Annotated in this window: 20 protein-coding genes; 14 read left to right on the plus strand and 6 right to left on the minus strand. The window is 60.9% G+C overall.

All coding sequences use genetic code 11. The features are described from left to right. Positions 1-74 precede the first annotated feature (74 nt). The gene (locus ACFRFQ_RS06980; protein ID WP_378654817.1) at positions 75-1,421 is read right to left on the minus strand and encodes a DUF222 domain-containing protein; all 1,347 of its coding nucleotides are present in this window, start codon (positions 1,419-1,421) and stop codon (positions 75-77) included. A 202-nt stretch (positions 1,422-1,623) separates the two neighbouring features. On the opposite strand from ACFRFQ_RS06980, the gene ACFRFQ_RS06985 reads away from it, so the two are divergent. Further along, positions 1,624-1,896, plus strand: coding sequence for an Atu4866 domain-containing protein (locus ACFRFQ_RS06985; protein WP_378654820.1), 273 nt, complete (start codon positions 1,624-1,626; stop codon positions 1,894-1,896). Continuing rightward, positions 1,889-2,620 (plus strand): SDR family oxidoreductase, encoded by a 732-nt coding sequence (locus tag ACFRFQ_RS06990; protein WP_378654822.1) that lies wholly within the window; start codon positions 1,889-1,891, stop codon positions 2,618-2,620. The genes ACFRFQ_RS06985 and ACFRFQ_RS06990 overlap by 8 nt, the downstream gene beginning before the upstream one ends. A gap of 36 nt (positions 2,621-2,656) precedes the next feature. On the opposite strand, the gene ACFRFQ_RS06995 is transcribed toward ACFRFQ_RS06990, so the two are convergent. Both ACFRFQ_RS06995 and ACFRFQ_RS07000 read right to left on the minus strand, forming a co-directional pair. Then, entirely contained in the window at positions 2,657-3,523 is an 867-nt protein-coding gene (locus ACFRFQ_RS06995) for a helix-turn-helix transcriptional regulator (RefSeq protein ID WP_378654824.1), read from the minus strand. Positions 3,524-3,618: 95 nt separating this feature from the next. After that, positions 3,619-4,179 carry a CHAP domain-containing protein gene (locus ACFRFQ_RS07000; RefSeq protein ID WP_378655090.1) on the minus strand — a complete coding sequence of 187 codons (561 nt, stop codon included), beginning with the start codon at positions 4,177-4,179 and terminating at the stop codon, positions 3,619-3,621. 167 nt (positions 4,180-4,346) lie between these two features. Here ACFRFQ_RS07000 and ACFRFQ_RS07005 point away from each other — a divergent pair, with 167 nt between their 5' ends. From ACFRFQ_RS07005 to ACFRFQ_RS07020, 4 genes are all read left to right on the plus strand, one after another. Beyond that, positions 4,347-4,862, plus strand: a complete 516-nt coding sequence (locus tag ACFRFQ_RS07005; RefSeq protein ID WP_378654827.1) for a toxin-antitoxin system HicB family antitoxin — start codon at positions 4,347-4,349, stop codon at positions 4,860-4,862. Positions 4,863-4,927: 65 nt separating this feature from the next. After that, the gene (locus ACFRFQ_RS07010) at positions 4,928-5,788 is read left to right on the plus strand and encodes a DUF4097 domain-containing protein (protein WP_378654830.1); all 861 of its coding nucleotides are present in this window, start codon (positions 4,928-4,930) and stop codon (positions 5,786-5,788) included. A gap of 15 nt (positions 5,789-5,803) precedes the next feature. Continuing rightward, positions 5,804-6,745 carry an ATP-binding cassette domain-containing protein gene (locus tag ACFRFQ_RS07015; RefSeq protein ID WP_378654833.1) on the plus strand — a complete coding sequence of 314 codons (942 nt, stop codon included), beginning with the start codon at positions 5,804-5,806 and terminating at the stop codon, positions 6,743-6,745. Then, positions 6,742-7,533, plus strand: coding sequence for an ABC transporter permease (locus tag ACFRFQ_RS07020; protein ID WP_378654836.1), 792 nt, complete (start codon positions 6,742-6,744; stop codon positions 7,531-7,533). The genes ACFRFQ_RS07015 and ACFRFQ_RS07020 overlap by 4 nt, the downstream gene beginning before the upstream one ends. Here the strand turns inward: ACFRFQ_RS07020 and ACFRFQ_RS07025 are convergent. Further along, positions 7,488-8,282 carry a 2-phosphosulfolactate phosphatase gene (locus tag ACFRFQ_RS07025; protein WP_378654839.1) on the minus strand — a complete coding sequence of 265 codons (795 nt, stop codon included), beginning with the start codon at positions 8,280-8,282 and terminating at the stop codon, positions 7,488-7,490. The two genes, ACFRFQ_RS07020 and ACFRFQ_RS07025, sit on opposite strands and share 46 nt — an antisense overlap. Positions 8,283-8,386: 104 nt before the next feature. Between ACFRFQ_RS07025 and ACFRFQ_RS07030 the strand changes: the two genes are divergently transcribed. Next, positions 8,387-9,400, plus strand: coding sequence for an ABC transporter substrate-binding protein (locus ACFRFQ_RS07030; RefSeq protein WP_378655092.1), 1,014 nt, complete (start codon positions 8,387-8,389; stop codon positions 9,398-9,400). On the opposite strand, the gene ACFRFQ_RS07035 is transcribed toward ACFRFQ_RS07030, so the two are convergent. After that, a complete protein-coding gene (locus ACFRFQ_RS07035) occupies positions 9,375-10,667 on the minus strand; it encodes an MFS transporter (RefSeq protein ID WP_378654842.1) in 1,293 nt (430 codons plus the stop codon). The genes ACFRFQ_RS07030 and ACFRFQ_RS07035 overlap by 26 nt on opposite strands. A gap of 39 nt (positions 10,668-10,706) precedes the next feature. Next, positions 10,707-11,675, minus strand: coding sequence for a prolyl aminopeptidase (gene pip, locus ACFRFQ_RS07040; protein WP_378654845.1), 969 nt, complete (start codon positions 11,673-11,675; stop codon positions 10,707-10,709). A 150-nt stretch (positions 11,676-11,825) separates the two neighbouring features. Between pip and ACFRFQ_RS07045 the strand changes: the two genes are divergently transcribed. The 7 genes from ACFRFQ_RS07045 (at position 11,826) to ACFRFQ_RS07075 (ending at position 21,782) form a co-directional block, all read left to right on the plus strand. Further along, positions 11,826-12,254, plus strand: a complete 429-nt coding sequence (locus ACFRFQ_RS07045) for a hypothetical protein (protein ID WP_378654848.1) — start codon at positions 11,826-11,828, stop codon at positions 12,252-12,254. 61 nt (positions 12,255-12,315) lie between these two features. Beyond that, on the plus strand, positions 12,316-12,774 hold the full coding sequence (locus tag ACFRFQ_RS07050; protein ID WP_378654851.1) for a hypothetical protein: 459 nt from the start codon (positions 12,316-12,318) through the stop codon (positions 12,772-12,774). Positions 12,775-12,776: 2 nt separating this feature from the next. Then, on the plus strand, positions 12,777-13,373 hold the full coding sequence (locus tag ACFRFQ_RS07055; protein WP_378654853.1) for a hypothetical protein: 597 nt from the start codon (positions 12,777-12,779) through the stop codon (positions 13,371-13,373). Positions 13,374-13,457: 84 nt separating this feature from the next. Continuing rightward, positions 13,458-14,066, plus strand: a complete 609-nt coding sequence (locus ACFRFQ_RS07060; protein ID WP_378654856.1) for a TetR/AcrR family transcriptional regulator — start codon at positions 13,458-13,460, stop codon at positions 14,064-14,066. Between the two features lie 9 nt (positions 14,067-14,075). Continuing rightward, positions 14,076-14,936, plus strand: a complete 861-nt coding sequence (locus ACFRFQ_RS07065; protein WP_378654859.1) for a 3-hydroxyacyl-CoA dehydrogenase — start codon at positions 14,076-14,078, stop codon at positions 14,934-14,936. A gap of 152 nt (positions 14,937-15,088) precedes the next feature. Continuing rightward, the gene (locus ACFRFQ_RS07070) at positions 15,089-16,132 is read left to right on the plus strand and encodes a ParB/Srx family N-terminal domain-containing protein (protein WP_378654861.1); all 1,044 of its coding nucleotides are present in this window, start codon (positions 15,089-15,091) and stop codon (positions 16,130-16,132) included. Between the two features lie 181 nt (positions 16,133-16,313). Then, positions 16,314-21,782 carry a glutamate synthase-related protein gene (locus ACFRFQ_RS07075; RefSeq protein WP_378654864.1) on the plus strand — a complete coding sequence of 1,823 codons (5,469 nt, stop codon included), beginning with the start codon at positions 16,314-16,316 and terminating at the stop codon, positions 21,780-21,782. Positions 21,783-21,809 lie beyond the last annotated feature (27 nt).

Raw genomic sequence — 21,809 nt, forward strand, 5'->3', positions numbered from 1 at the left:
GGGCATGCGTGTCGGCTTCGCATCGTCTTGATGCGAAGCTTCGCGCGCGGTCTGTGGTTCCGGCAGAGCCGGTTTCAGTCCCGGTGGACGGGGCCGTGGCGGGTGGTGGAGCGTCGGCGTCGTTGTTTCGGGTCGATCGCGGCCGGTGGGATGAACCAGGGTTTGTGATCATCGCCCATCGTGATTTTCCAGATTCCGCGGAACCCGCTGGTGCTGTGCATCAACGTGTGATGACTGCGGCAGAGCAAGGTGAGGTTGTCCATCACCGTCACACCGCCCGTCGACCACGGTTTTATATGGTGCGCGTCGCACCACGCCGGCACCGCATCACAGTTCGGGAAGGCGCAACCCTTGTCCCGGGCAATCAACGCAATCCGCTGCTCGGCCGTGACGAGACGCTTGAGCGGTGTCGCATCCAACGGTGCGCCCTTGCCGTCCATCAACACGGTCGAGAGCATGCAGTCACACGCCAGCATCCGAGTTTTGCTGACGCTCAGTGGTCCCATCCACGGCATGTACCCGACATCGAGATCCTCGAACACAGACTCGTCATCCAGATCAGGCGCGTCATCACCCTCGGCTCGCATGGTGGCGCATTCCCGATGCTCCGCAAGATCTTTCGCGGTGATATGCACATTCACATGCGGACGCTGACCACCATCCACGCCGGTGACAGCGTTGTTCAGATAGCGGCGGATCAACTCCGTGAACGCATCGGCGGTACGTTTCGCTGCCGACCGAGCATCCGGGGTCCCGTCCGCAGCAGGTTTTGGCATCGACAGACCCGACAGCGCAGACAGGAGCATTTCACCGGTCAACGCGTCGAAATCGCCCTTGATGACAACCCGACCGTTCAATGTCGGCGCGATGCGTAACGCATTCAGATCGTTGTCCTCGCCGGGCGGGGGCTCGTCGGATTCGAAGATCCGCTCCAAAACCGCGATCGCATACCGCAGCTTCGTGGTGGTCGCTTCCACTCCGGATGCGGCGGCAAGAAGAGTTTTCAGGCTTGGCATTAACGCGATGTCCGGCATCCCTTTTGGTGGCGATTCACAGAACGCGGCGATCAACGCCGCATGATCGAACGACAGGTCACCCGCCTCGAACTGCGCCGCAATATCGGGGAACGACCGCAGTGCGGCACCGAGAGCGGCGATCTTGTTGCCGGCCGAGTCCTGCAGCATCGTATTGGCCGCCAACCACCGACCCACACCGCGGTAACAGAGCACCTGCTCGTCCGGATTGAGTGCCAGCTCGTCGATCGCGGCAACCCGAATTGCTTCCAACCGAAGAATTTCCGCAGACACCGACACCGCAACGTCTCGAACCTCGGACGGACGCAACCGCCACAACCTGCCACGCACACCCACAGCCGAACCGGCTACAACATCCCCCACCGAAGTTGAATACGTCGTTGTCATCAAGGCCTCCCCACCCGTGACCTAATTATACTCGAACACCCATTCGATTCAAGGGGCATATCAGACACATTCCTCGAATAGTGCTTGCAGACAGAAACATCGACCCACCCCATGACAGGGTGTACGGCACCCAGCCGGACTACGCCCTGCCTGCCAGCCAATTCTCTTGCAAGACTTGGTTCATCGAACTGAGAGGACAGTGATGGATCGATCCGGAACCACTATCGACCGGGCAGACGTCATCGGCATGTGGGTGACATCGGATGGTTTCATACGCCAGGAACTGCGGGCGGACGGTCGCTACGACGAAGCACGTGGCACCCGTACAAGCGCCTACACCGGCAGTTACGCCGTAACCGGAAACCATCTCGATTACGTCGACGACACCGGATTCACCGCAACCGGAGATATTCGCGACGGGGTGCTCTACCACGAGCATCTCGTCTTGTACCGAGAGGCAACAAGTCATGAGTGAGCACAAAGTTGTTCTGATCACGGGGGCCAGCAGCGGAATTGGGGCCGCGACAGCGAGGAAGTTAGCCGCCGACGGTCACCGAGTTTTTCTCGGCGCACGACGCACCGAACACCTCGAACACCTCGTCAAGGAGCTCGTCGATGCCGGGGGCACCGCGGCGTTCCGCAGGTTGGACGTCACCGACCTTGACGATTTCCGGTCATTCGTCGACGCTGCCCATCAACAATTCGGACGGGTGGACGTCGTGGTCAACAACGCTGGAGTCATGCCCCTGTCGCCACTCGGCGCACTGAAAATCGACGAGTGGAACCGGATGATCGACGTGAATGTTCGTGGCGTGCTTCATGGCATCGCCGCAGCACTTCCACTCATGGAGTCTCGAGGGAGCGGTCATTTCGTGAACATCGCGTCGGTCGGGGCATATGAAGTGGTGCCGACCGGGGCGGTGTACTGCGCTACGAAGTTTGCGGTTCGCGCGATTTCCGAGGGGCTACGCCAGGAATCGTCCGGCGACGTCCGCGTCACCGTCGTCTCCCCCGGTGTTACGGAATCCGAACTGGCGGAGAGCATTTCCGATTCCAAAGCGAAGGAGGACATGAAGGCGTATCGCGCCGTATCAATACCGGCTGCAGCAATCGCCAACGCAATTGCGTTTGCTGTCGATCAGCCGTCGGATGTGGACGTGAACGAGATCGTCGTTCGCCCCGCCGCGAGTGTGCAGTAAGTTTCGCGAGCGCACAGCAGCCCTAAAGACCAGGGGTCAGGTGGCGGGTCGACCGGAACTCAGATCCGTGCCGCGCAGCTCCTGATCCCTGGTCGCGGTAAGCGAACCCAGCAACGTCAACGCTCGATCACTGGGCGAACCACGCTCTGCTTGATAGATCACCAACTGCTGTCCGGGTCGGTCGCGGACGTCAAATGTCTGAGAGGTCAAGCTCATTGCGCCAACCTCGGGATGGACCAGTTCCTTGGCGTCCAACGTCTTACCTCGAACATGACCTTCTGCCCAGAACTGACGAAATGCCGGGCTGACCGCCGTGAGTTCGTCAACCAACTGGCGCAAACGCGCATCGGCAGAGGCATGGCCGACGGCTAGTCGAAGTGTTGCGACGGTTGCCTGCGCCGCATGCTGCCAGTCGGCATAGAACTCGACGCCGGCCGGATCCGTGAATACCATCCGCAGCAGATTATCGGTGGCGCTGAACGGGGAGAAGAGCGTGTCGGCGATCCGATTGCGCGCGAGGATGTCGAGCGTCCTGTTCAGCACGAACGCCGGAGTCCAGTCATAGGTGTCCATCAACTGGAGCAGTGCGGGACTCACAGATTCCCCGGCACCGGAACCACGGTCGCTCGGTACCAGACCCGCCAACCGGTACAGGTGCATCTCCTGATCTGCGTCGAGCCGTAATGCGCGCACCAGCGCGTCGAGAACCTGCGTCGACGGATTGCGCTCTCGCCCCTGCTCCAAGCGGGTGTAGTAATCGGCACTCAGACCTGCGATTATCGCAACCTCCTCGCGCCTGAGCCCAGGGACGCGTCGAGTGCCGTAGCTGTGGATCCCCGCATCTTTCGGCGAGACCTGAGCACGGCGCGAGCGAAGGAAATCTCCTAATTCACTGGAAGGCATTCCCCGATGCTAGTTCGGGAATACAAGGCGATGGGTGGGTGCGGTTCACCCACCCGGGAATCACTTCGAACAACTGCCGATTTGTCCTCGCCTGATCAGGGATGAAGCGTCCCGAATCCCACAACCGCAGAATCCGTCGTCCAATCGAGATCATGCACTCGGACCTTGCCGAACTCGTTGCCGCCGACGGTAATTGCCTTGTCCCCGTCGACGGATACAACGATGTTGGTGTGCTGGCCGGACAATCGTGAGCTGTCGTAGATCACGACGTCGCCGATGTCGGGTGTATAGCTACCGTCGTTCTCCGAGTAGGCGTCGATTCCCTGGTAATACTCCTGCAGTGTGTAAACGCCAGGAATACGCCAACTTCCGGAGTTCGGATTGGACAGCGGACGCCCAGCTTCGCGCATAATCCAGCTGACAAAATCGGCGCACCATTCCTCGTCGATGCCATCGGAATAGAAAGTGCCCGGACGTCCCTGCTCGTGCTCGGCCCGCAGGAGCTCGAGCACCCGAACCTGGTCCGTAGTGAGGGCGCTCGAATCGGTAACCGGGAACTCGGCGGTATCCCAGGGAAGATACCGCGATGGTGCGACTGAAATTACGACGGCGCCGGCCACCACGACAACACCGAGAACTGCGGCAATCCACAGCATGACGCGGCGGCGTCGATTCGGTTTGTCAGGATTCACCCTTACCAGTGTGCCAGTCCGCCGCGAATGGGATCGCCCGACACGTCAACGACCTGCATATTCGCATCACATTCACATTCATGTGCCAGCAAACTATTGCCATGGCACCAAAGTGGTGCCATAGTGATGCCATGGACTTGACACCGTACGTCGACAACCTTCGCCACGAACTCGCGGTGGCTGCCGAGGCCGGCGGAGAAGGCGCAAAGACACTCGCCGAACGATTGACCGCACCGCTGGAATCAGCAGTACGACTCACTCTCCTCGACGCATTGTCCACGGCAGCAGCAGAAATCACCCGCGATCTCGCGCCAGGTTCGGTGGATCTCCGCCTACGTGGGCGTGAACCCGAATTTGTTGTGACACCGGCCCTGCGCGAACCGACTCCTATCGACGCCGAGGAGCAGCCGACACCGGTCCCACGCGCCGTCACGGAGTCCGACGATGCCGCGATGACCCGAATAAACCTGCGGCTGGGTCAAGAACTCAAGGACCGAATCGAGGCTGCCGCCCGCGAGGCCGGGATATCGGTCAACGCGTGGCTGGTCCGCTCGGCTGCGGCCGCGCTGGAAGGCGGCGCAAGCCGGAATGCTCCGAGACAACGCGCGTCTCAGGGTGCCGATACCTTCACCGGCTGGGTGCACTGACACCAGATTCACCTGCGCGCCAATTTCTTTCACCAACCGAAGACAACATCATCGGGAGTATCACCATGCCTACATTCAGCACACCGGACCCCATTACCGCGAGCATCGACATCTCTGTCGGACGTATCCGGATCAGCGCAAGCGACCGAGAGGACACTGCCGTAGAAGTGTTGCCCAGCAACTCCTCTCACGACGCCGATGTCCGTGTTGCCGAACAGACTCGCGTCGAATTCGCAGGTGGTCGACTACAGATCAAAACGCCGAAACAGCGCGGTCTCGGCATCTTCGGCAGAACCGGATCTGTCGACGTCTCGATTCAACTTCCCTCCGGCTGCGGACTCGAGGGCACCGCGGCCGTCGCAAGCCTCCACGCCACCGGCACACTCGGAAGATCTCGCGTGAAACTCTCCAGTGGCGAATGCGCACTGGACACCACCGGGCCACTCGACATCAGCACCGGAGCAGGCGCAATCACCGTCGAGCATGTCGTAGGCGACGTCGATGCAAGCACCGGATCAGGAACAATCCGCATTCGCCGAGTTGATGGCAACGCGGTAGTCAAGAACTCCAACGGCGACATCGCTATCGGCGAGATCGCCGGCACGCTGAAGGCCAAATCGGCAAACGGCGACGTCATCGTGGAGCACGCCGAATCTGATGCAACTGCCGCAACAGCCAACGGTGACATTCGCTTGGACAGCATCGAGAGCGGAGTTGTCTCCGCCAAAACCGCTGCGGGGAAGATTCACATCGGCGTTCGATCCGGTACCGCCGCTCGATTCGACGCTCATACCTCCTTCGGTCGCGTCGACAACCAGATGACCACCACTCACGGGCCGGCTGCCACCGAGCGCAGGGTGGACGTCCACGCACATACCAGCTACGGCGACATCGTCATCCGACGTTCGGAGCCTCCGAAAATCTAGCGAAAAGGAACGCTGATGACCCGCAAACCAGCTATCACCGCAACGGGCCTGACAAAGTCCTACTCCGAAAAGACGGTACTGGACGGAATCGACTTGTCCGTCGACAGTGGAACCGTCTTCGCGCTTCTCGGCCCCAATGGCGCCGGCAAGACCACCATCGTGGAAATCCTCTCGACACTCACTACCGCGGACAGTGGCAACATCCGCATCGCGGGGTACAACCCCGCCGACGATCCCGACGCAGTTCGCGCGGTTATCGGTGTCACCGGACAATTCTCCGCGGTGGACGACTATCTCACCGGCGAGGAAAACCTACTCCTCATGGCCGACCTTCATCATCTGAGCCGAGACGAACGTCGCACTCGCACTGATGAACTCCTGAAGAAGTTCGATCTCGTCGATGCTGCCGGGAAACTTGCGTCAGCGTACTCCGGTGGAATGCGCCGAAGGCTCGATCTCGCAATGACATTGATCGGACAGCCTGAGATCATCTTCCTGGACGAACCCACCACCGGCCTCGACCCCCGGAGCCGGCGCTCGATGTGGCAGATCATCCGCCAACTGGTCAGTGATGGTGTCACCGTTTTCCTCACGACGCAGTACCTCGAGGAAGCCGACCAATTGGCCGACCACATTGCCGTTCTCGACCACGGACGGATTGTCGCCCAAGGCACCGCAGCGGAACTCAAACGCCACATCCCCGGCGGTCACGTCCGGCTGCACTTCTTCGACAGAGATCAATTAGATTCTGCTGCAGAAATTTTCGACAATTCTTCGCGTGACGATGCCGCCTATGTTCTACAGGTTCCCAGCGACGGCGGTGTCCGCTCACTGCGCTCTCTTCTCGACCAACTCGACGCTCATTCGATCGACGTCAAGGAACTCTCGGTCCACACCCCGGATCTGGACGATGTGTTCCTGGCGCTCACAGGCACCGAAAGGACCGACGCGCGATGACCACCATGTCGCTTGCCTATCTGGACTCGAAGACCATGCTGCGCCGTAGCATTCGACATATTCTGCGGTATCCGTCGATGACGGTGATGCTCGTCGGGATGCCTGTCGTCTTCCTGTTGCTGTTCGTCTACGTTCTGGGCGGAACACTCGGAAATGGCCTCGGCCCAGGCGGTGGCGGCCGAGCAGAGTACGTCAACTACGTTGCACCGGCGATCATTCTGATGACGGTAGCATCAGCAGCACAAGGCACGGCCATCTCCGTCGCCACCGACATGACTGCGGGGATCATCGCACGATTCCGCACCATGGCAATCACCCGCACGTCCGTGCTGACCGGCCACGTTCTCGGCAGCCTGCTGCAGACGATCGTCAGTCTCGTCGTCGTCATCGCGGTGGCAATCGCCGTGGGTTTCCGTCCGACCGCCGGCGTCGTCGAGTGGATTGCGACGTTCGCGCTCCTCATCTTGGTCGCCATCGCCATGATCTGGTTGTCCGTCGCCTTCGGACTCGTCAGCAAGAGCGTCGAGACCGCAAGCAATCTTCCGATGGTGCTGATTCTCTTGCCCTTCTTGGGAAGCGGATTCGTTCCTACCGACTCGATGCCGACCGTACTTCGATGGTTTGCCGAGTATCAGCCGTTCACTCCGATCATCGAGACACTTCGAGGACTGCTTCTCGATGAACCCATCGGGAACAATGCAATCCTCGCAGTCGGGTGGTGCGTCGCGATCACATTCCTTTCCTACCTCTGGGCCCGGAGTTTGTTCAACCGGCGCCCGGTGCGCTGACCTCGAAACACGCGATCTTCAAGAACGGGCACGGTATCGCTGTCGTCGAGTTCGGAGGCGATGGCGACATCGTGCGAGAATCCAAGAGCGACCAACTCGCGTCCTGAAGCGCACTCACGCAGCCGCTCCTCGTAAGAACCCGATACTGCCACCCACGCATCTGCTGCCATTCGAGCCTCCGGCGATACGGAACCACCCCAACCAGCCGCAATCAACGCCGCGACAACAGCACCGGCGCCCCAGAGATCCTCCACCGCCGGGCGCAATTCTCCACCGGGCCACTTCTCCCCGGACGCAACAATCGCCACACGGGACCGTGAACCAAGCTGGTGCACAATCCAATCGGCAACTGCAGATGCGTTCCGCAACGAAGCACCCACACAGATCGGGGCCACGGCAGCCAGAGCGAACGCGATCGTCGACCCGTTCGGGGACGGCAATACCAACCGTCCCGGACTTTCCGATTCACGAATCGATTTGGGAGACAAACTGATCTGGCCGTCAGTAGCCACACTCCGTCGCACAGCAAGAATCGCGTCGACGTCACGGGCGTACTCGAATGCACTCGCGTCGTACCAGGAATACGGAAAAACGTCGATTCCCGCGTCCGCAGCAACACTCAGAGTGGTCGTGAACGAAAGAACATCGACCACAACGGCCACATCGACATCGGCGGTGATTGCTTCGGCACCCGGGAGACCCCAATCGAATCGCAGGCCGTACTCGCGTTGACGATGCTCGGAATTCATGGCACAAGGATCTCAGAAAGGAGGCAACGACGCTGCGGCAAGAGTTCCTCGACTATGGTTAGGGTACCCAAATTATCTTGAAGGACGAGGTTGCTGTGAACCCCATGTTGAGCCGCCGTGCCATGTTGTCCGTCACCTTCGCCACTGCCGCAGGTTTTGTCCTTGCGGCTTGCGGAGACAATTCGAATGAAGAGTCGGCTGCAGGCGCCCCGGGTGGGCACGCCGAACCTAACGCCTTCCCTGTCACAATCGATCACAAGTTCGGGTCCACAACCATCGAGCAGGCCCCCAGTCGCATCGCCGCTGTCGGTATCGGCGATGCCGATGTCCTACTCTCCCTCGGACTGACCCCCGTCCTGGTTCCCGTGTGGAAGGGCTCGACCGATGACGGCATCGGTGTCTGGGCCGACTCGGCCGTTCAGGGCGCCGAGCCGACACCATTGGCCAATGCCACTACCGAGTTCGATATCGAGACGATTATCGCTTCGGCTCCGGACTTGATCATCGCGGTCAACAACGCAATCGACGAAGACCTGTACAAGCAGCTCAGCGCAATCGCACCGACAGTGCTGCACGCTGCCGATCAGACCGATTGGGTGCTGCCCTGGCAGGAGGTGACGACCCGCATCGGCACCGCGGTGGGCCTGCCCGCACAAGCCAAGCAGGAAGTGCAGGACCTCGAGGATCTGATCGTTCGCACCCGTGCGGAGAACCCGCAATTCGAAGGCAAGACAGCAGCACTTGTCATTCGGTGGAGCGACGGCAATCTACGCGCATTCAGCCCCGAAGCCGCGCGGGCCCAGTTGCTCACTCAGTTGGGATTCACGGCGCCTGCCGCATTGAAGGATCGTTTCGCCGGCAAGTTGAACTACGAGATCTCCGCCGAGAACTACGACCTTCTCGAATGCGATTACCTACTTTTCGACAACTTCGAGAAGGCTCGCCCCGAGATGGAGGCTCAGGCTGCGTTCACCAACCTCAACGTTGTGAAGACCGGCGGCCTGATCAGCTTGGACCCCATCGTCAGTGATGCGGTGTCCATGCCGAATCCGCTCACCATTCCGTTTGTCCTGGAGGATTTTGTCGCGAAGATCAATCAGACGATCGCGGCCCGATAACCTTCGTTCGGCCGGACCACACCCACAACACCACAGCCGAGACGGCCACGCAGACCGACACGATCACCCACGGTGACGCCGGCGCTGCGTGGCCGTTGTCGACGAGGTCGTACACCACACCGACTCCTACGGTTCCCAGCAACGCAAGCAAGCCACCGATCGTGTTGAGCATGCCGAAATGCGCACCGAGATTGCTTTCGCGACCGAGGATCGCGATGGTGTCACGCATCGGCGGCACCATCAGCATCTGGCCCAAGTGAAGTAAGCCGATCCAGAGCGCCAGCCCCACGATCTGCGTCGACGCAGATGCCTCGGTGCTCACACCGGTCGCCAGCGGCACCAGAAACGAACCGGAAATCAACACCAACCCGAAGGTGATTGCCCGGCGATGTCCAATGCGATGGGCCACCGCTACAGTCGGCCCCTGCCCCACTATCACCAGTACCGCCGCACCCACGTAGAACCACCCGAGCGCAGACTGCGAACCGACGCCGCGCTCGAGTTGTTCAGGAAGCATCAGATACAGCTGGCTGTATGCAACGAGCTGAAAACTGCAGAGTGTTGCGAAGAGCAGAAAGTTGTTGTTGGTCAGGACGCTTCGCCAGACATCGCGCAGCGTATACGTCGAAACCGGTCCCTCGTACGCATCGCTCGGACGGGGGAACCAAACGTAGAACCCCGCCCACATGATCGCGAACAGAAGCGCCGCAGCGGACGCCGTCCACGAAAACGGAAACACCAGCAGTGCTGCGCCGAGCGCCGGCCCGATCACGGTACCCAGTCGACTGCACATCTGTTCCACTGCAAACAGATCGGTACGACGCATGACTCCTGACACCTCGAGTTCGCGGCCGTACTCGGCATTGGCCGATTCCACCGCGGGCGCGAACAGTGCAGCCGCAAAGCCCACCAGGAGTACTCCGGTAATCACGCCGACCATGCTCTCGGCCAATCCGAGCATGAGAAAGCCGACTACCCGAACGGCGATGCCCAACAGGATGATCGGACGCTTGCCAAATCGGTCGGCAAGACTTCCGCCGATGAAGAACATGCCCTGCTGACTGAACATGCGGAGCCCGAGTACCAAGCCGACAATCCAGGCCGCAAATCCGAGATCTTCCGAAAGGTGCACCGCAAGAAAGGGGACAACCAGATAGAACCCGATGTTGAACAGCACCATCGAGAGAAGGAGCAGTTTCACAACGGGCGGTAGAACACGAACCTTCGCAAAGGTCTTACTACCGGGGAAACGCGTACTGAGCACCACAACCGACAACACTATGGCCCGCGCGTGCCCCAGCGGAAATTACGTGGCGTTCAGAGAGTGGCCCAGACTATTCAGCGCTTCCACCATTGCTCCGTTGAAACCACCCCCGCCGTGACCGGCGTCGCCCTGCACTACCAACTCGCTACTCGGCCAACTCTTGTGGATGGCCCAGGCAGTATCAAGCGGACCGGAGACGTCGTAGCGCCCGTGTACGAGAATCGCGGGAATCCCCGCAAGACGAGTCATGCCGTCCATGATCTGATTCGGCACCAGGAAACAATCGTGGCTCCAGAAATGTGTCACCAAACGCGTGAACACACATCGAAACTCCGGGTTCTCGTATCGCACACTGGGTGTCCAGCCCGGCATCAACGACACGTGGACGTCTTCCCACCGGCACCATTGCACCGCTGCGTTTTCCCGCACAACAGGATTCGGATCCGCAAGCAAGCGCGCATACGCCGCAGCGATGTTTCCCTCACGCTCATCCAGCGGCACCGGCTCGATGAATTCCTCCCACTCACGCGGGAACACTCGGCGCATGCTCCGGGTAATCCACTCGATTTCGGCGTGGGTACCGCCGGTGATCGCACCCAATGCCATCGCGCTCACACGTTCGGGAAACGCCTGCGCGTACACCAACCCCAAACTCACACCCCAGGAAAGGCCGGTGACGATCCACCGTTCGATACCGAGATGCTCGCGCAGTCGCTCGATGTCATCGAGGATATGCGCGGTGGTGTTCACGGTGAGGTCGGCGTCGGGGCCGTCTGCGAGCGGGCGACTGCGCCCACAACCACGTTGATCGAACAGCACCGCACGGAACCTCGTCGGATCGAAGTAGCGCCGTGCCCCTACAGTGCACCCTGATCCAGGGCCGCCGTGAAGATACACAACCGGAATTCCCGACGGATTTCCGATGCTCTCCCAATACAGAGTTTGACCGTCCGAAGCGTCGAGCATCCCCGACTCGTACGGATCCACCGGAGGATACAACCGCGCACTCATGGGCCGATCCTGTCATGCGAACACTCGTTGGCGGACACGACCTTTCCAAAAATACTGTCGGTCAGCACAACTCGATGACCCGTCAGGCACGATGTTTCACCCTCCGATCTGGGGGATATGCAGGAAGTACGGCCGACAGCTGGAGAACTCATGAGAAGAACGATCGCAGCAGTTATCGTCGCAGGAGCCCTCGTGTCCCTTCCTGCCTGCGGAAACAACGACACGAACACAGACAACGGAACCAGCGTCACCGCCGAATCGACCACGGCATCGCCTACGAAAACCACCACGGTTCGCAGCAGTTCCGTCACCTCCACAGCCGACCTGGGAATGATCGACCAGGCAAAACTGGCCGCCTTTGTTGTGGCCTTCCGCACCGCCTACCCGGAACTCGCTCAGGATCGCGAGGACGAAAGTATCCAGGAAATCGTGTTCACCTCCTGCAACGATATCGCCGCCGGTGTCAGCGAGCAGGAGGTCACCGAAGAGATCCGGGATCTTGCCGCGAACAACGACACGGAAGCGACGCAGGCCCAAGCCGAACAGATCTACAAATTGGTGACACCAGCCTGTCCGTGAGGTCCACACGTCGCCGGTGACTTAACGTGTGTAGGACATCGCGGCGACGGGAGCACACCACATGCGTGAAGGTTTTCGCCTACCCGGGTACGGCGGTGCAGCGGTTTTTCTGCGCAGCCACGCCGTTCCGGCTCGGACGTTCGAGACGGAGGCCCCCACACTCGTGTTCGACATGGGACTACTGCGCCCCGACGAATACAACCAGTACCTCAACCGACCTGCCGGCGACGGATTCGTGGAACGACTTTCGGCATTCTTCTTCCACGCTGCGGCCGATTTCCACCCGGAGCGCTCACTGGATACTTTCAGCGACGAGACCCTCGGCTTGACGATCGCCGTCCGCTCCAGCACCGATCAGCGAGTCGAACTCGAATTCTCGCTAGCCGAAGACGCAACGGAATCAGATTCCGAACGCGATGAAATGGACTTCGAGACAAGCAGAGTCGTCCTGGCCACCTCAGCTCAGTCGGTGGGCCGACTCAGCGGTCGGACAAGCTCGCATTTCGACGGCGAGGTGTAGCAATGGGATTCCTGTTCGAGGTTCTCGATTTCCCCGACGGCAGCCGAATGACCGATCTGTGGAACAACACGTGGGCCGACGAAGCGGTGGGTGACGAAATCGCATCGGGCCACTTCATTCACCTCGGTGGCGACCAACACGTCGACGTCGAAACCAACTTCCTGAGTAGCCATCTGCCGTTCCACGTCTGCGGCTTCGGCGGGGTCTTTCCCGACGGCAAACCCTGGATGTTCATCATGCAGAAAGCGCCCGCCGACGTTGCTATTCTCCTTCGCGGACAGGAAGATCCGCACGCGATGCTGCGCGAGGCACTCGACCGCGCGATGGAGTTCAACCCAGATGCCCTGGTCGCAGAAGAGATGTCCTGGCATCATGCCGACCTCGTGAACATCTACGAAGACGAAGGAGCCGCGGCCTCGTCTGTCGAAAACTGGTCGGTGGCTGATCTTTTGCGCGGACTCGTGGCTCAATGTTGTCTGGCGGACTTGCCCGGCATTGTCGCGGGATTCCCGAGCTGCGCTTTTCCGGATACGGCACACGCGTGCGAGGACGACGTTTTCAGCGACGTCTTTGCCCGATGGGTAGCCGGCCTGCAGTGATGTGACGGACGAGACTGCCACTCGCGATATTTCGGAGTACGCTCATTAATGAGCATGGTCGGAAAGAGCGAAGGAGGTGAGTGAATGCGAGAACTTGGCCGTCGCGAACGCAACAAGCTCGAGAAGCAAACACGCATCTTCGACGCCGCGGCTGAACTGTTTGCAGAAAAGGGCTACAGCGCGGTCACGACACAAGAGATCGCCGACCGCGCCGACGTAGCTGGCGGCACCCTCTTTCGTTACGCCGCTAGCAAAGCCGAGCTGCTACTCATGGTGTACAACGCGGAGTACCGGAAGCAGATCGAACTGGGAGAAGCACGCGAGTCCGAATCGTCAAGCATGGAAGCCCGTGTGCTCGAGCTTGTCTCACCCTTGCTTGTCGCAAGCCGTCAAAACGACGAGAACACCGGCATCTACCAACGAGAAGTGTTGTTCGGCGAGCCCAGCGAATGTTTCCGGGCCGAAGGCCTCGAACTCTCGCAGCGCCTGCAAATGCGGATTGCGCAAATCTTGGACGAGGGTCACCCCCACCACACCACCGAAACAACCACAGCAGCTCGAATGATTTCCAACGTGCTGCACTTCGAAATAGCCCGGGCGGCATTGGACCGGATCACGGCTGACGAACTCACGAACATCGTTGCCGCACAGGTCCGATTGACGCTTGCCGGACTACCCACCGAAAAGGATTGAGGATCGAAAATGACTGAACTGAAGCAGATCACCGTTCTGGGTACCGGAGTTCTCGGCTCGCAGATCGCCTATCAGACCGCCTACCACGGATTCGACGTCGTCGCGTACGACATCAACGCGGACGTCATCGAAAAGGCCAAGGCTCGGTTTGCGTCGTTGGCCGCGGCGTACAAGGCGGAGAACGTCAAGGGCGCCAAGGAAGGCAAGGCTGACGAAGCGCTGCAACGCATTACGTACTCGTACGATCTCGCCGAAGCCGTGGCCAAGGCCGATCTTGTCATCGAGGCAATCCCCGAGGACATCGCCATCAAGCGCGACACCTACGAGAAGCTCGCCGCAGTAGCGCCTGAGCACACGGTATTTGCAACCAACTCGTCGACGCTTCTGCCGAGCAATCTCAAGGAATTCACCGGACGCCCCGAGAAGTTCCTGGCATTGCACTTCGCAAATCACGTGTGGGTCAACAACACTGCCGAGGTCATGGGCACCGAGTCAACCGATCCCGCCGTGTACCGTGAGGTTGTCGAGTTCGCGAAGAACATCGGCATGGTGCCGATCGAACTCAAGAAGGAGAAGGCGGGCTATGTACTCAACTCACTCCTGGTCCCCCTCCTCAACGCAGCTTCCGACCTGCTGATCGACGGCATCGCTGATCCCGACATGGTCGACAAGACGTGGCGTATCGGCACCGGAGCCCCGTTCGGCCCCTTCCAGATCATGGATGTCGTCGGATTGACCACCGTATACAACATCTCTTCCCAGGGCGGCGAGAAGCAGCGCGAATTCGCCGACTACATCAAGAAGAACTACATCGACGAAGGCAAGCTCGGCGTTGCGGTCGGTGAGGGCTTCTACAACTACAAGAGCTGATCAACTTACCGGCTCACCGCGCGGTGGCTACGACGTGAATTCACGTGGTAGCCACCGCGCGGACGTCTGTTGTCAGTACGTCCGAAACCACCCTGAGCGATTGTGACGCAAGCTTCTTCACGTGCGAACCCACCCTCAGGAGAGATCCCCACATGCGTCGTTCCGCCATATCGGCACTCACAACACTGGCACTGCTCGGCGCCGGAACACTGGCCGGCACACCCGCCGTCGCCGCTCCCCTCGCGTGTGGTGGCATCTCCACGGGTTCGTTCTCCGGCTCGGCCGGTGGCTCGGAGTACCTGTGCGCCAAGGAAGGTGACCTCCTGGACGTGCGCATCGGCGACGTTCACGCGACGCAACCTTCGCTCGGATACGACGAGGTGTACTACAAGCTCGGGCGATACACGCTCGGAAAAGACGAGATCAACAAGAAGTTCGACGACTGGTGCGAAGCCAATGGTCAGGCCGAGGCCGCGACCGCCACTCCGGCCTCGACGCTGAAGGATCCGGCATCCTTCACCTGCGCCATACCGGTCGGCTCGGAAACCGCCGAGAGCATCGCACCCATGAAGACGGTTGTCGTCGGGCCGCGCGGCGCGCTCTACCTCACCGACGGGCACCACACCCTCACGTCGTTCTACGAGACGGCAGACGGTGGCCCGGACATGCACGTTCGACTGCGTGTGCTTGGCAACCTCAGCGGTCTGAGTGAGTCGGCATTCTGGGCCGAAATGGAGAAGAACAAGTGGGTATGGACGCGCGACGTCGACGGCAATCAGGTTTCCGTGCAGTCCTTGCCCAAGGGTGTCGGCCTCGCCAACTTCGCTGACGACAAGTACCGGAGCCTCCTGTACTTCGCCCGCGACATCGGATTCACGCCCGGCTCGATCCCGTTCCAGGAGTTCTACTGGGGCGCCTGGGTCCGCGATGCCACTCCGGTCGATCTGAGCGGCTGGAACAACAACGACCTGGCGAGTTACCTGAGCACCGTCAAGTCCGTCTCGCAGGCTCAGACCGCGTTGGCCGGCAATACCGTCGTCGACAGCGGTTTCACCGCCACCGACCTAGGCGTACTGAGCGCCTGGAACGACGGGAAGGCGGAGTCGAAGGGCGAGTTTGCCAAACTCTCGAAGCCGTACTCGGATGAGAAGCCAGGCAAGATCGCGTACTCACTAGCCTACAAAGCAACCCTCTGACCTGCGGCGATCAATTTCACACGGATGAAACTTGACTAAGGTAAGGCTTCACTCAGTATTCTGATCCCATTCGGGTGCCGCTTCAGCGAAGCAGCGACGCCCTGCCCTGACGGATACATGCCGTCATATCTGCCCGGACGAACCACTGCCGGGCAACCAGGACAGGGAGAAGGTTGCTGCATTGAGCACGTCCAAGGTCGGTTTGTACGACCCCGCAGATGACAAGAGCAGTTGCGGGGTCGGTTTCATCACGCGCAAAGATGGCGTGCAGACCCATGATGTTCTGATCCAGGGACGCGAGGCGCTCTGCTCGGTACCGCACCGCGGCGGTATGTCGTCCGAGGGCATCGGCGACGGCGGCGGCGTCTCGGTGGACCTTTCGCTCCGGTTCTTCCGCAAGGTCACCGGGCGCTCTGACCTCCGCGCCGGACGCTTCTGTGTCGGCAACTTCTTCCTTCCCGACGACGACGCTCAGCATGCTCGCGCAGCCGTTCTGGTGGAACGCGAACTTCTCGACCGAGGCTTCACTACCCTCGCCGTGCGCGACGTTCCGATCGACAACTCGGCGATTCGGCCGGCCGCCATCGTGCATCAGCTTCCGATCAGGCAGTGGATCTTCGAGGTCCCCACTCCGCCTCCCGAACCTGCCGTAGTCGATCGCCTCGTTCACGAAGCCCTACTCGCTATCGAGGCCATCGCGTACAACACGCCTGCGCTGCGCGGGCTGTACCCACTGTCGCTCAGCGCGAGAACTCAGGTTCTCAAGGGCCGCTTGAACTCCGACGAAGTGATCCCGTACTTCCGCGACCTGGTCGACCCCGATCACGCCGTGCACACGATGTATTTCCACACGCGATTCTCGACCAACACCGACCCCCATCCCACGATGGCGCAGCCGTTCCGGTTCATGGCTCACAACGGAGAACTGAACACGGACAAGAAGAATCGGCTCTCCGAGGCTGCGGTCGCCAGCGCAAAACGACGTGCGATTGTCCGCCCGCCCGGCCAGTCCGACAGTTGCCGACTCGATCAGACTCTGGAAGCTCGCGTCATCGAGGACAGCGTCGACCTGGTGACGGCTGTGGTCTCGATGATGCCGCCGGCCTGGGAAAACGACACCACCCTCTCCCCCGCAGTGCGTGCGATGTTCGAGTACTTCTCGCTGTACGAGGAGAAGAACGACGGACCGGCAGCGCTGGTGTTCGGTGACGGCACCATCATCGGTGCACGCCTGGATCGCCTCGGCCTACGTCCACTACGCACGATCGAGACACACGACTACGTGTGCGCATTCTCCGAAGCCGGGCAGATCGCATTCCCACCCGAGACGGTGATCCACCGTGGCCGCGTCGAAGCCGGCGGAATGCTCTACTTCGATCATCGCGATCGCCATACCTACACTGCCCGTGAAGCTCTGGAAAAGATTGCCGCACAGCATGACTACCAGTCCTTGCTCGCGCAATCGCGAATCCTGATCGCAGACATTCCCGCCGTCCCGGCAGAGAAGGTGAGCTCACCGACGCGCTACAACGGCACCTTCGAGGTTCATCAGCGCTACATGGCGTACTCCCTGGATCAGGAGAGCTTCAAATTCCTGATGGATCCGATGCTCACCCACGGGGCCGAGAAGGTATCGGCCATGGGCTACGGCAACGCCATCAACGCGTTCAGCGATCGCGAAGGCGGAGTGGCACGCTACTTCTCGCAGCGATTCGCCCAGGTCACCAACCCGCCACTGGACAGCATCCGTGAAGCGGACGGCATGACCCTCCGGGTCGCATTGGGTGCGAAGATGACGGCCGGACAAGGCAAGCAGATCGTCATCGCGTCGCCGATTCTCGGGCATCTGGACATGCTCAAGATCCGTGAACAGAAGCACACTCCGCACCGCCGCTTCGAAATGCTTTACCCCGCTGCAGGCGACGCGCAGGCGATGGTCGACGCGATGACCACGCTCGGCGACGCCGTTGTGGCCTTCGCAGCCGACCAGGGCGGAATCGCCGTCCTGACCGACCGGCACGTATCTCATGAGCGCGCAACACTTCCCGCGATCATGGTTGTCGGAGCGCTGAACCAGCGCCTCATCGACGCGGGCCTGCGATTGCGTGTCTCTCTCATCGTGGAGAGCGGCCAGATCGAGTCCTCTCACCACGTTGCAGCTGCGCTCGGATTCGGTGCTTCCGCCGTCTACCCGCTCTCCGTTCAGTTGCGGGCTGAGGAGAAGTTCGCGGCCGACCCGGACGCCGCGTTCCGACGCTTCGCGAAGGCCGCCGAGAAATCCCTCATGAAGACGATGGGACGCGTCGGCTTGTGCACCGTCGAGAGCTACATCGGCGGAGAATTCTTCGAACCCAACTTCCTCGATACGTCCGACCCTGTTCTGCGCCAGTGGTTCCCCAACATGAAGTCCCCGGTGGGCGGCGTCGGGTTCGAGACGGTTGCGGTGACCTCGAAGCAGTGGCACGAGCGTGCGAGCGAAGTCGGGGGTGAGAAGGACCTGCCACTGCTCGGCCTGTTCAAGGAGCGTGCAGACGGCGCCGGGCATTCGTTCGGTACCACCGCGGTCCGCAAGTACGTCGAGCTCACCGAGGAGAAGATCGCGTTCGACAGTCCCTCGGGAACAGAACAATTCGAGGCTCTGCGTCTCCTTCCCCTCGGACGGCTCGACGACGCATTCCGCCTCGACGCCGGGGCATACCGGGCGACGAGCTTCGACCGGCTGACCACCGAGCAGATCGACGACTTCGACATCACCGCCGGGTACCGGGACTTTTCCACTGTGATGGCTGCGGAACGATCGCGTCGTCCCGCCGCGTTGCGCGACGTCATCTCCGGTCCCGCCGATGTCACGTTTGCAGTGACGACAGCCGAGTTCGCCGAGCAGATCAGCCGATTCTCGGTGCACGGCAACACGACGATCGTGATGCGCGGAATCCAGTGCGAATCCGACGCAGACGACCGGTACACGCTTCGCTTGGACGGTCCCCTGGCCGACGACAGCGCGCGAGTGGAAGCACTCGGCGATGCTCTCACCGCTACCTTCTCAGGCGAGATCACCATCGAAGCCACCGACCCGGATCTGGCGCTGACCGCAACCGGTGTTGCGGCAGAGTTCCTGTCCAAGCTGAGGGTCGCGCCGGCGGGCGTGCCTCTCTCCGAGGTACAGAGCGCCAGCGACATCACTCCGAAGTTGGCGTCGGGCGCCATGAGTCACGGAGCCCTCAATGCTCCGGCACACGAAGCCGTCGCGCACGGCACGAACATGGTCGGCGCGATGTCCAACAGCGGTGAAGGTGGTGAACACCTTTCCCGTTACAACACAATTCGAGCATCACGTATCAAGCAGTTTGCGTCCGGTCGCTTCGGAATCTGGACGGGATACCTCGCCGATCCCATGCTCGAAGAGATCGAGATCAAACTCGGCCAGGGTGCAAAACCCGGTGAGGGCGGCCAGCTTCCCGCCGCCAAGGTCACCGTTGACATCGCTGCGGCTCGCGGCGGAACGCCCGGCGTCGAACTGGTTTCGCCGCCGCCGCACCATGACACGTACTCCATCGAAGACCTCGCTCAGCTCATCCACGACTGCAAGGCAGCGCGTATCCGGGTGATCGTGAAGTTGGTGTCCTCGGAAGGAATCGGCACCATCGCAGTCGGCGTCGCCAAGGCCGGCGCTGACGTCATCAACGTCGCCGGAAACACCGGCGGCACCGGCGCCGCTTCGGTGACCAGCCTCAAGTACGCGGGCCGTGCGGCCGAGGTCGGTATCGCCGAGGTCCATCAGGCTCTGTGCGCCAACGGTCTTCGTCAGAAGGTTGTTCTGCGATGCTCCGGCGCACATCAGACCGGTAGCGACATCATCACCTCGGCACTACTCGGCGCGGACAGCTTCGAGTTCGGTACGTCGGCACTGATGATGATGGGCTGCGTCATGGCCAAGAACTGCAACATCAAGTGCCCCGCAGGTCTGACCACCAACCCGGAACTGTTCGACGGCGATCCCCGCGCCATGGCGCAGTACCTTCTCAACATCGCTCACGAAACTCGGGAACTGCTCGCAAATCTGGGAATGCGATCTCTTCAAGAAGCGCGAGGCCGAACCGATCTCCTGCATCTGATCGATCACCCGTCCATCGTCGGCAATTTGAATCTGGATGCGATGTTCGCGTCGGCACCGGACATCACCATCGACAATCCTGTGTACCTCGAGCGTGAATACGCGCTCGACGAGAAGATCATGGACGAGGTTCGCACGGTGCTCTTCGACCGCGGCGAGGCCTCGGTGACCGTGTCCGGACCTGAATTCGCCGAAGGTGCACTGCACCTGGGCAACCGGAACAAGAGCGTCGGCGGACAGTTGGCAGTCGACCTCGAACGCGAACTCAACTACGGAGCGGCCGGACTTCTCGCTCCGGGAGTGCTGACCGACGAGCGTGGGCGACGGTATCTGGCTCCGGGCAGCGTGCGCGTCCTGACGACCGGATCTGCGGGCCTCTCGTTCGGCGCATTCTGCAACGACGGCATGCACCTGGAGCACACCGGCACATGTAACGACGGTGTGGGAAAGAGTATGAGCGGCGGCGTGATTGCCGTGCGCAGCCCAGGCGGCGGCTCCAGTGACGCCGGCGGAAACGTGCTGATCGGCAACTTCGCGCTCTTCGGAGCCACCGGCGGACGGGTGTTTGTCGAAGGTGAAGCAGGCGATCGCTTTGCGGTTCGCAACTCCGGCGCCAGTGCTGTCGTCGAAGGTGTCGGGGACTTCGCCGGCGAATACATGACAAACGGTGCTGTCGTAAATCTCGGTGAGTTCGGCAAAGGCGTCGGCAACGGCATGAGTGGCGGGTTCTTCTACCAGTACGACCCTCGTGGCGAACTGGCACTGCGAGCAAGTACCGATTCCGTACTGCTGGGGTCGATCACCGCAGCGACCGATCCTCTAGCCGCCGTCCACAACCACGCAGTGCAACTCCTGCTCGAACTGCATGTGGAGGCAACGGGATCCGCGCTCGGAACCCGGCTGCTCGAAAATTGGGAAGTCGAACAGCACTCGTTTGTCTACGCCATGCCCAAGGCGTTGATGCTCTACCAGGACAGCGATGCAATCCTGGCTGCGAAGTCGCACAAAGAACTTCTCGAAGAGTTGGCGTCCGCCATCGCGGCACGGCAGGTACGAACCTTCAAACTCGCGGTGCGTGACGAGCGGCCCGCACTGGGCGGTGCAGTCCCGGGCTACGGCGAAACCGATACCGCCACGATGTACGCCCTCCTGAGCGAGTACACGGTGCTTCACTTCGCCCAACAGCTCGCCGCCGCCCGCACCCCGAATTCATCGGGACCCGATGATCCGGCGCTGCAGAAAGCTGCCCGCAACCTGGTGCTGACCGAGGACTTCGCGCTGGTTCAGCACTTGGTCAAGTACTCGAAAGAGATTCTGGCCGGGTACGACGACGAACAGTTGGCCGCGTTGATTGCAGCCAAGCGGGTCGACGACTACAAGCAGGCGTTGAGCCTGCGCAACGTGCTGGCGATGGACAGCCCGGCGACGTACGGGTGGATTCTGTTTCAAGACAACAAGAACCGGGAAAAGCTCGGATCGCTACCGAACTTCGACGAGTTGTTCGCGTCGCGCGCGATCCCCGACCTGGTCTCCTGACCTCCTCCCCCGAACGTAGGTGAGCTT

Source organism: Rhodococcus sp. NPDC056743, from assembly GCF_042790355.1.
In the GTDB taxonomy this organism is placed as follows: Bacteria; Actinomycetota; Actinomycetes; order Mycobacteriales; family Mycobacteriaceae; genus Rhodococcus_F.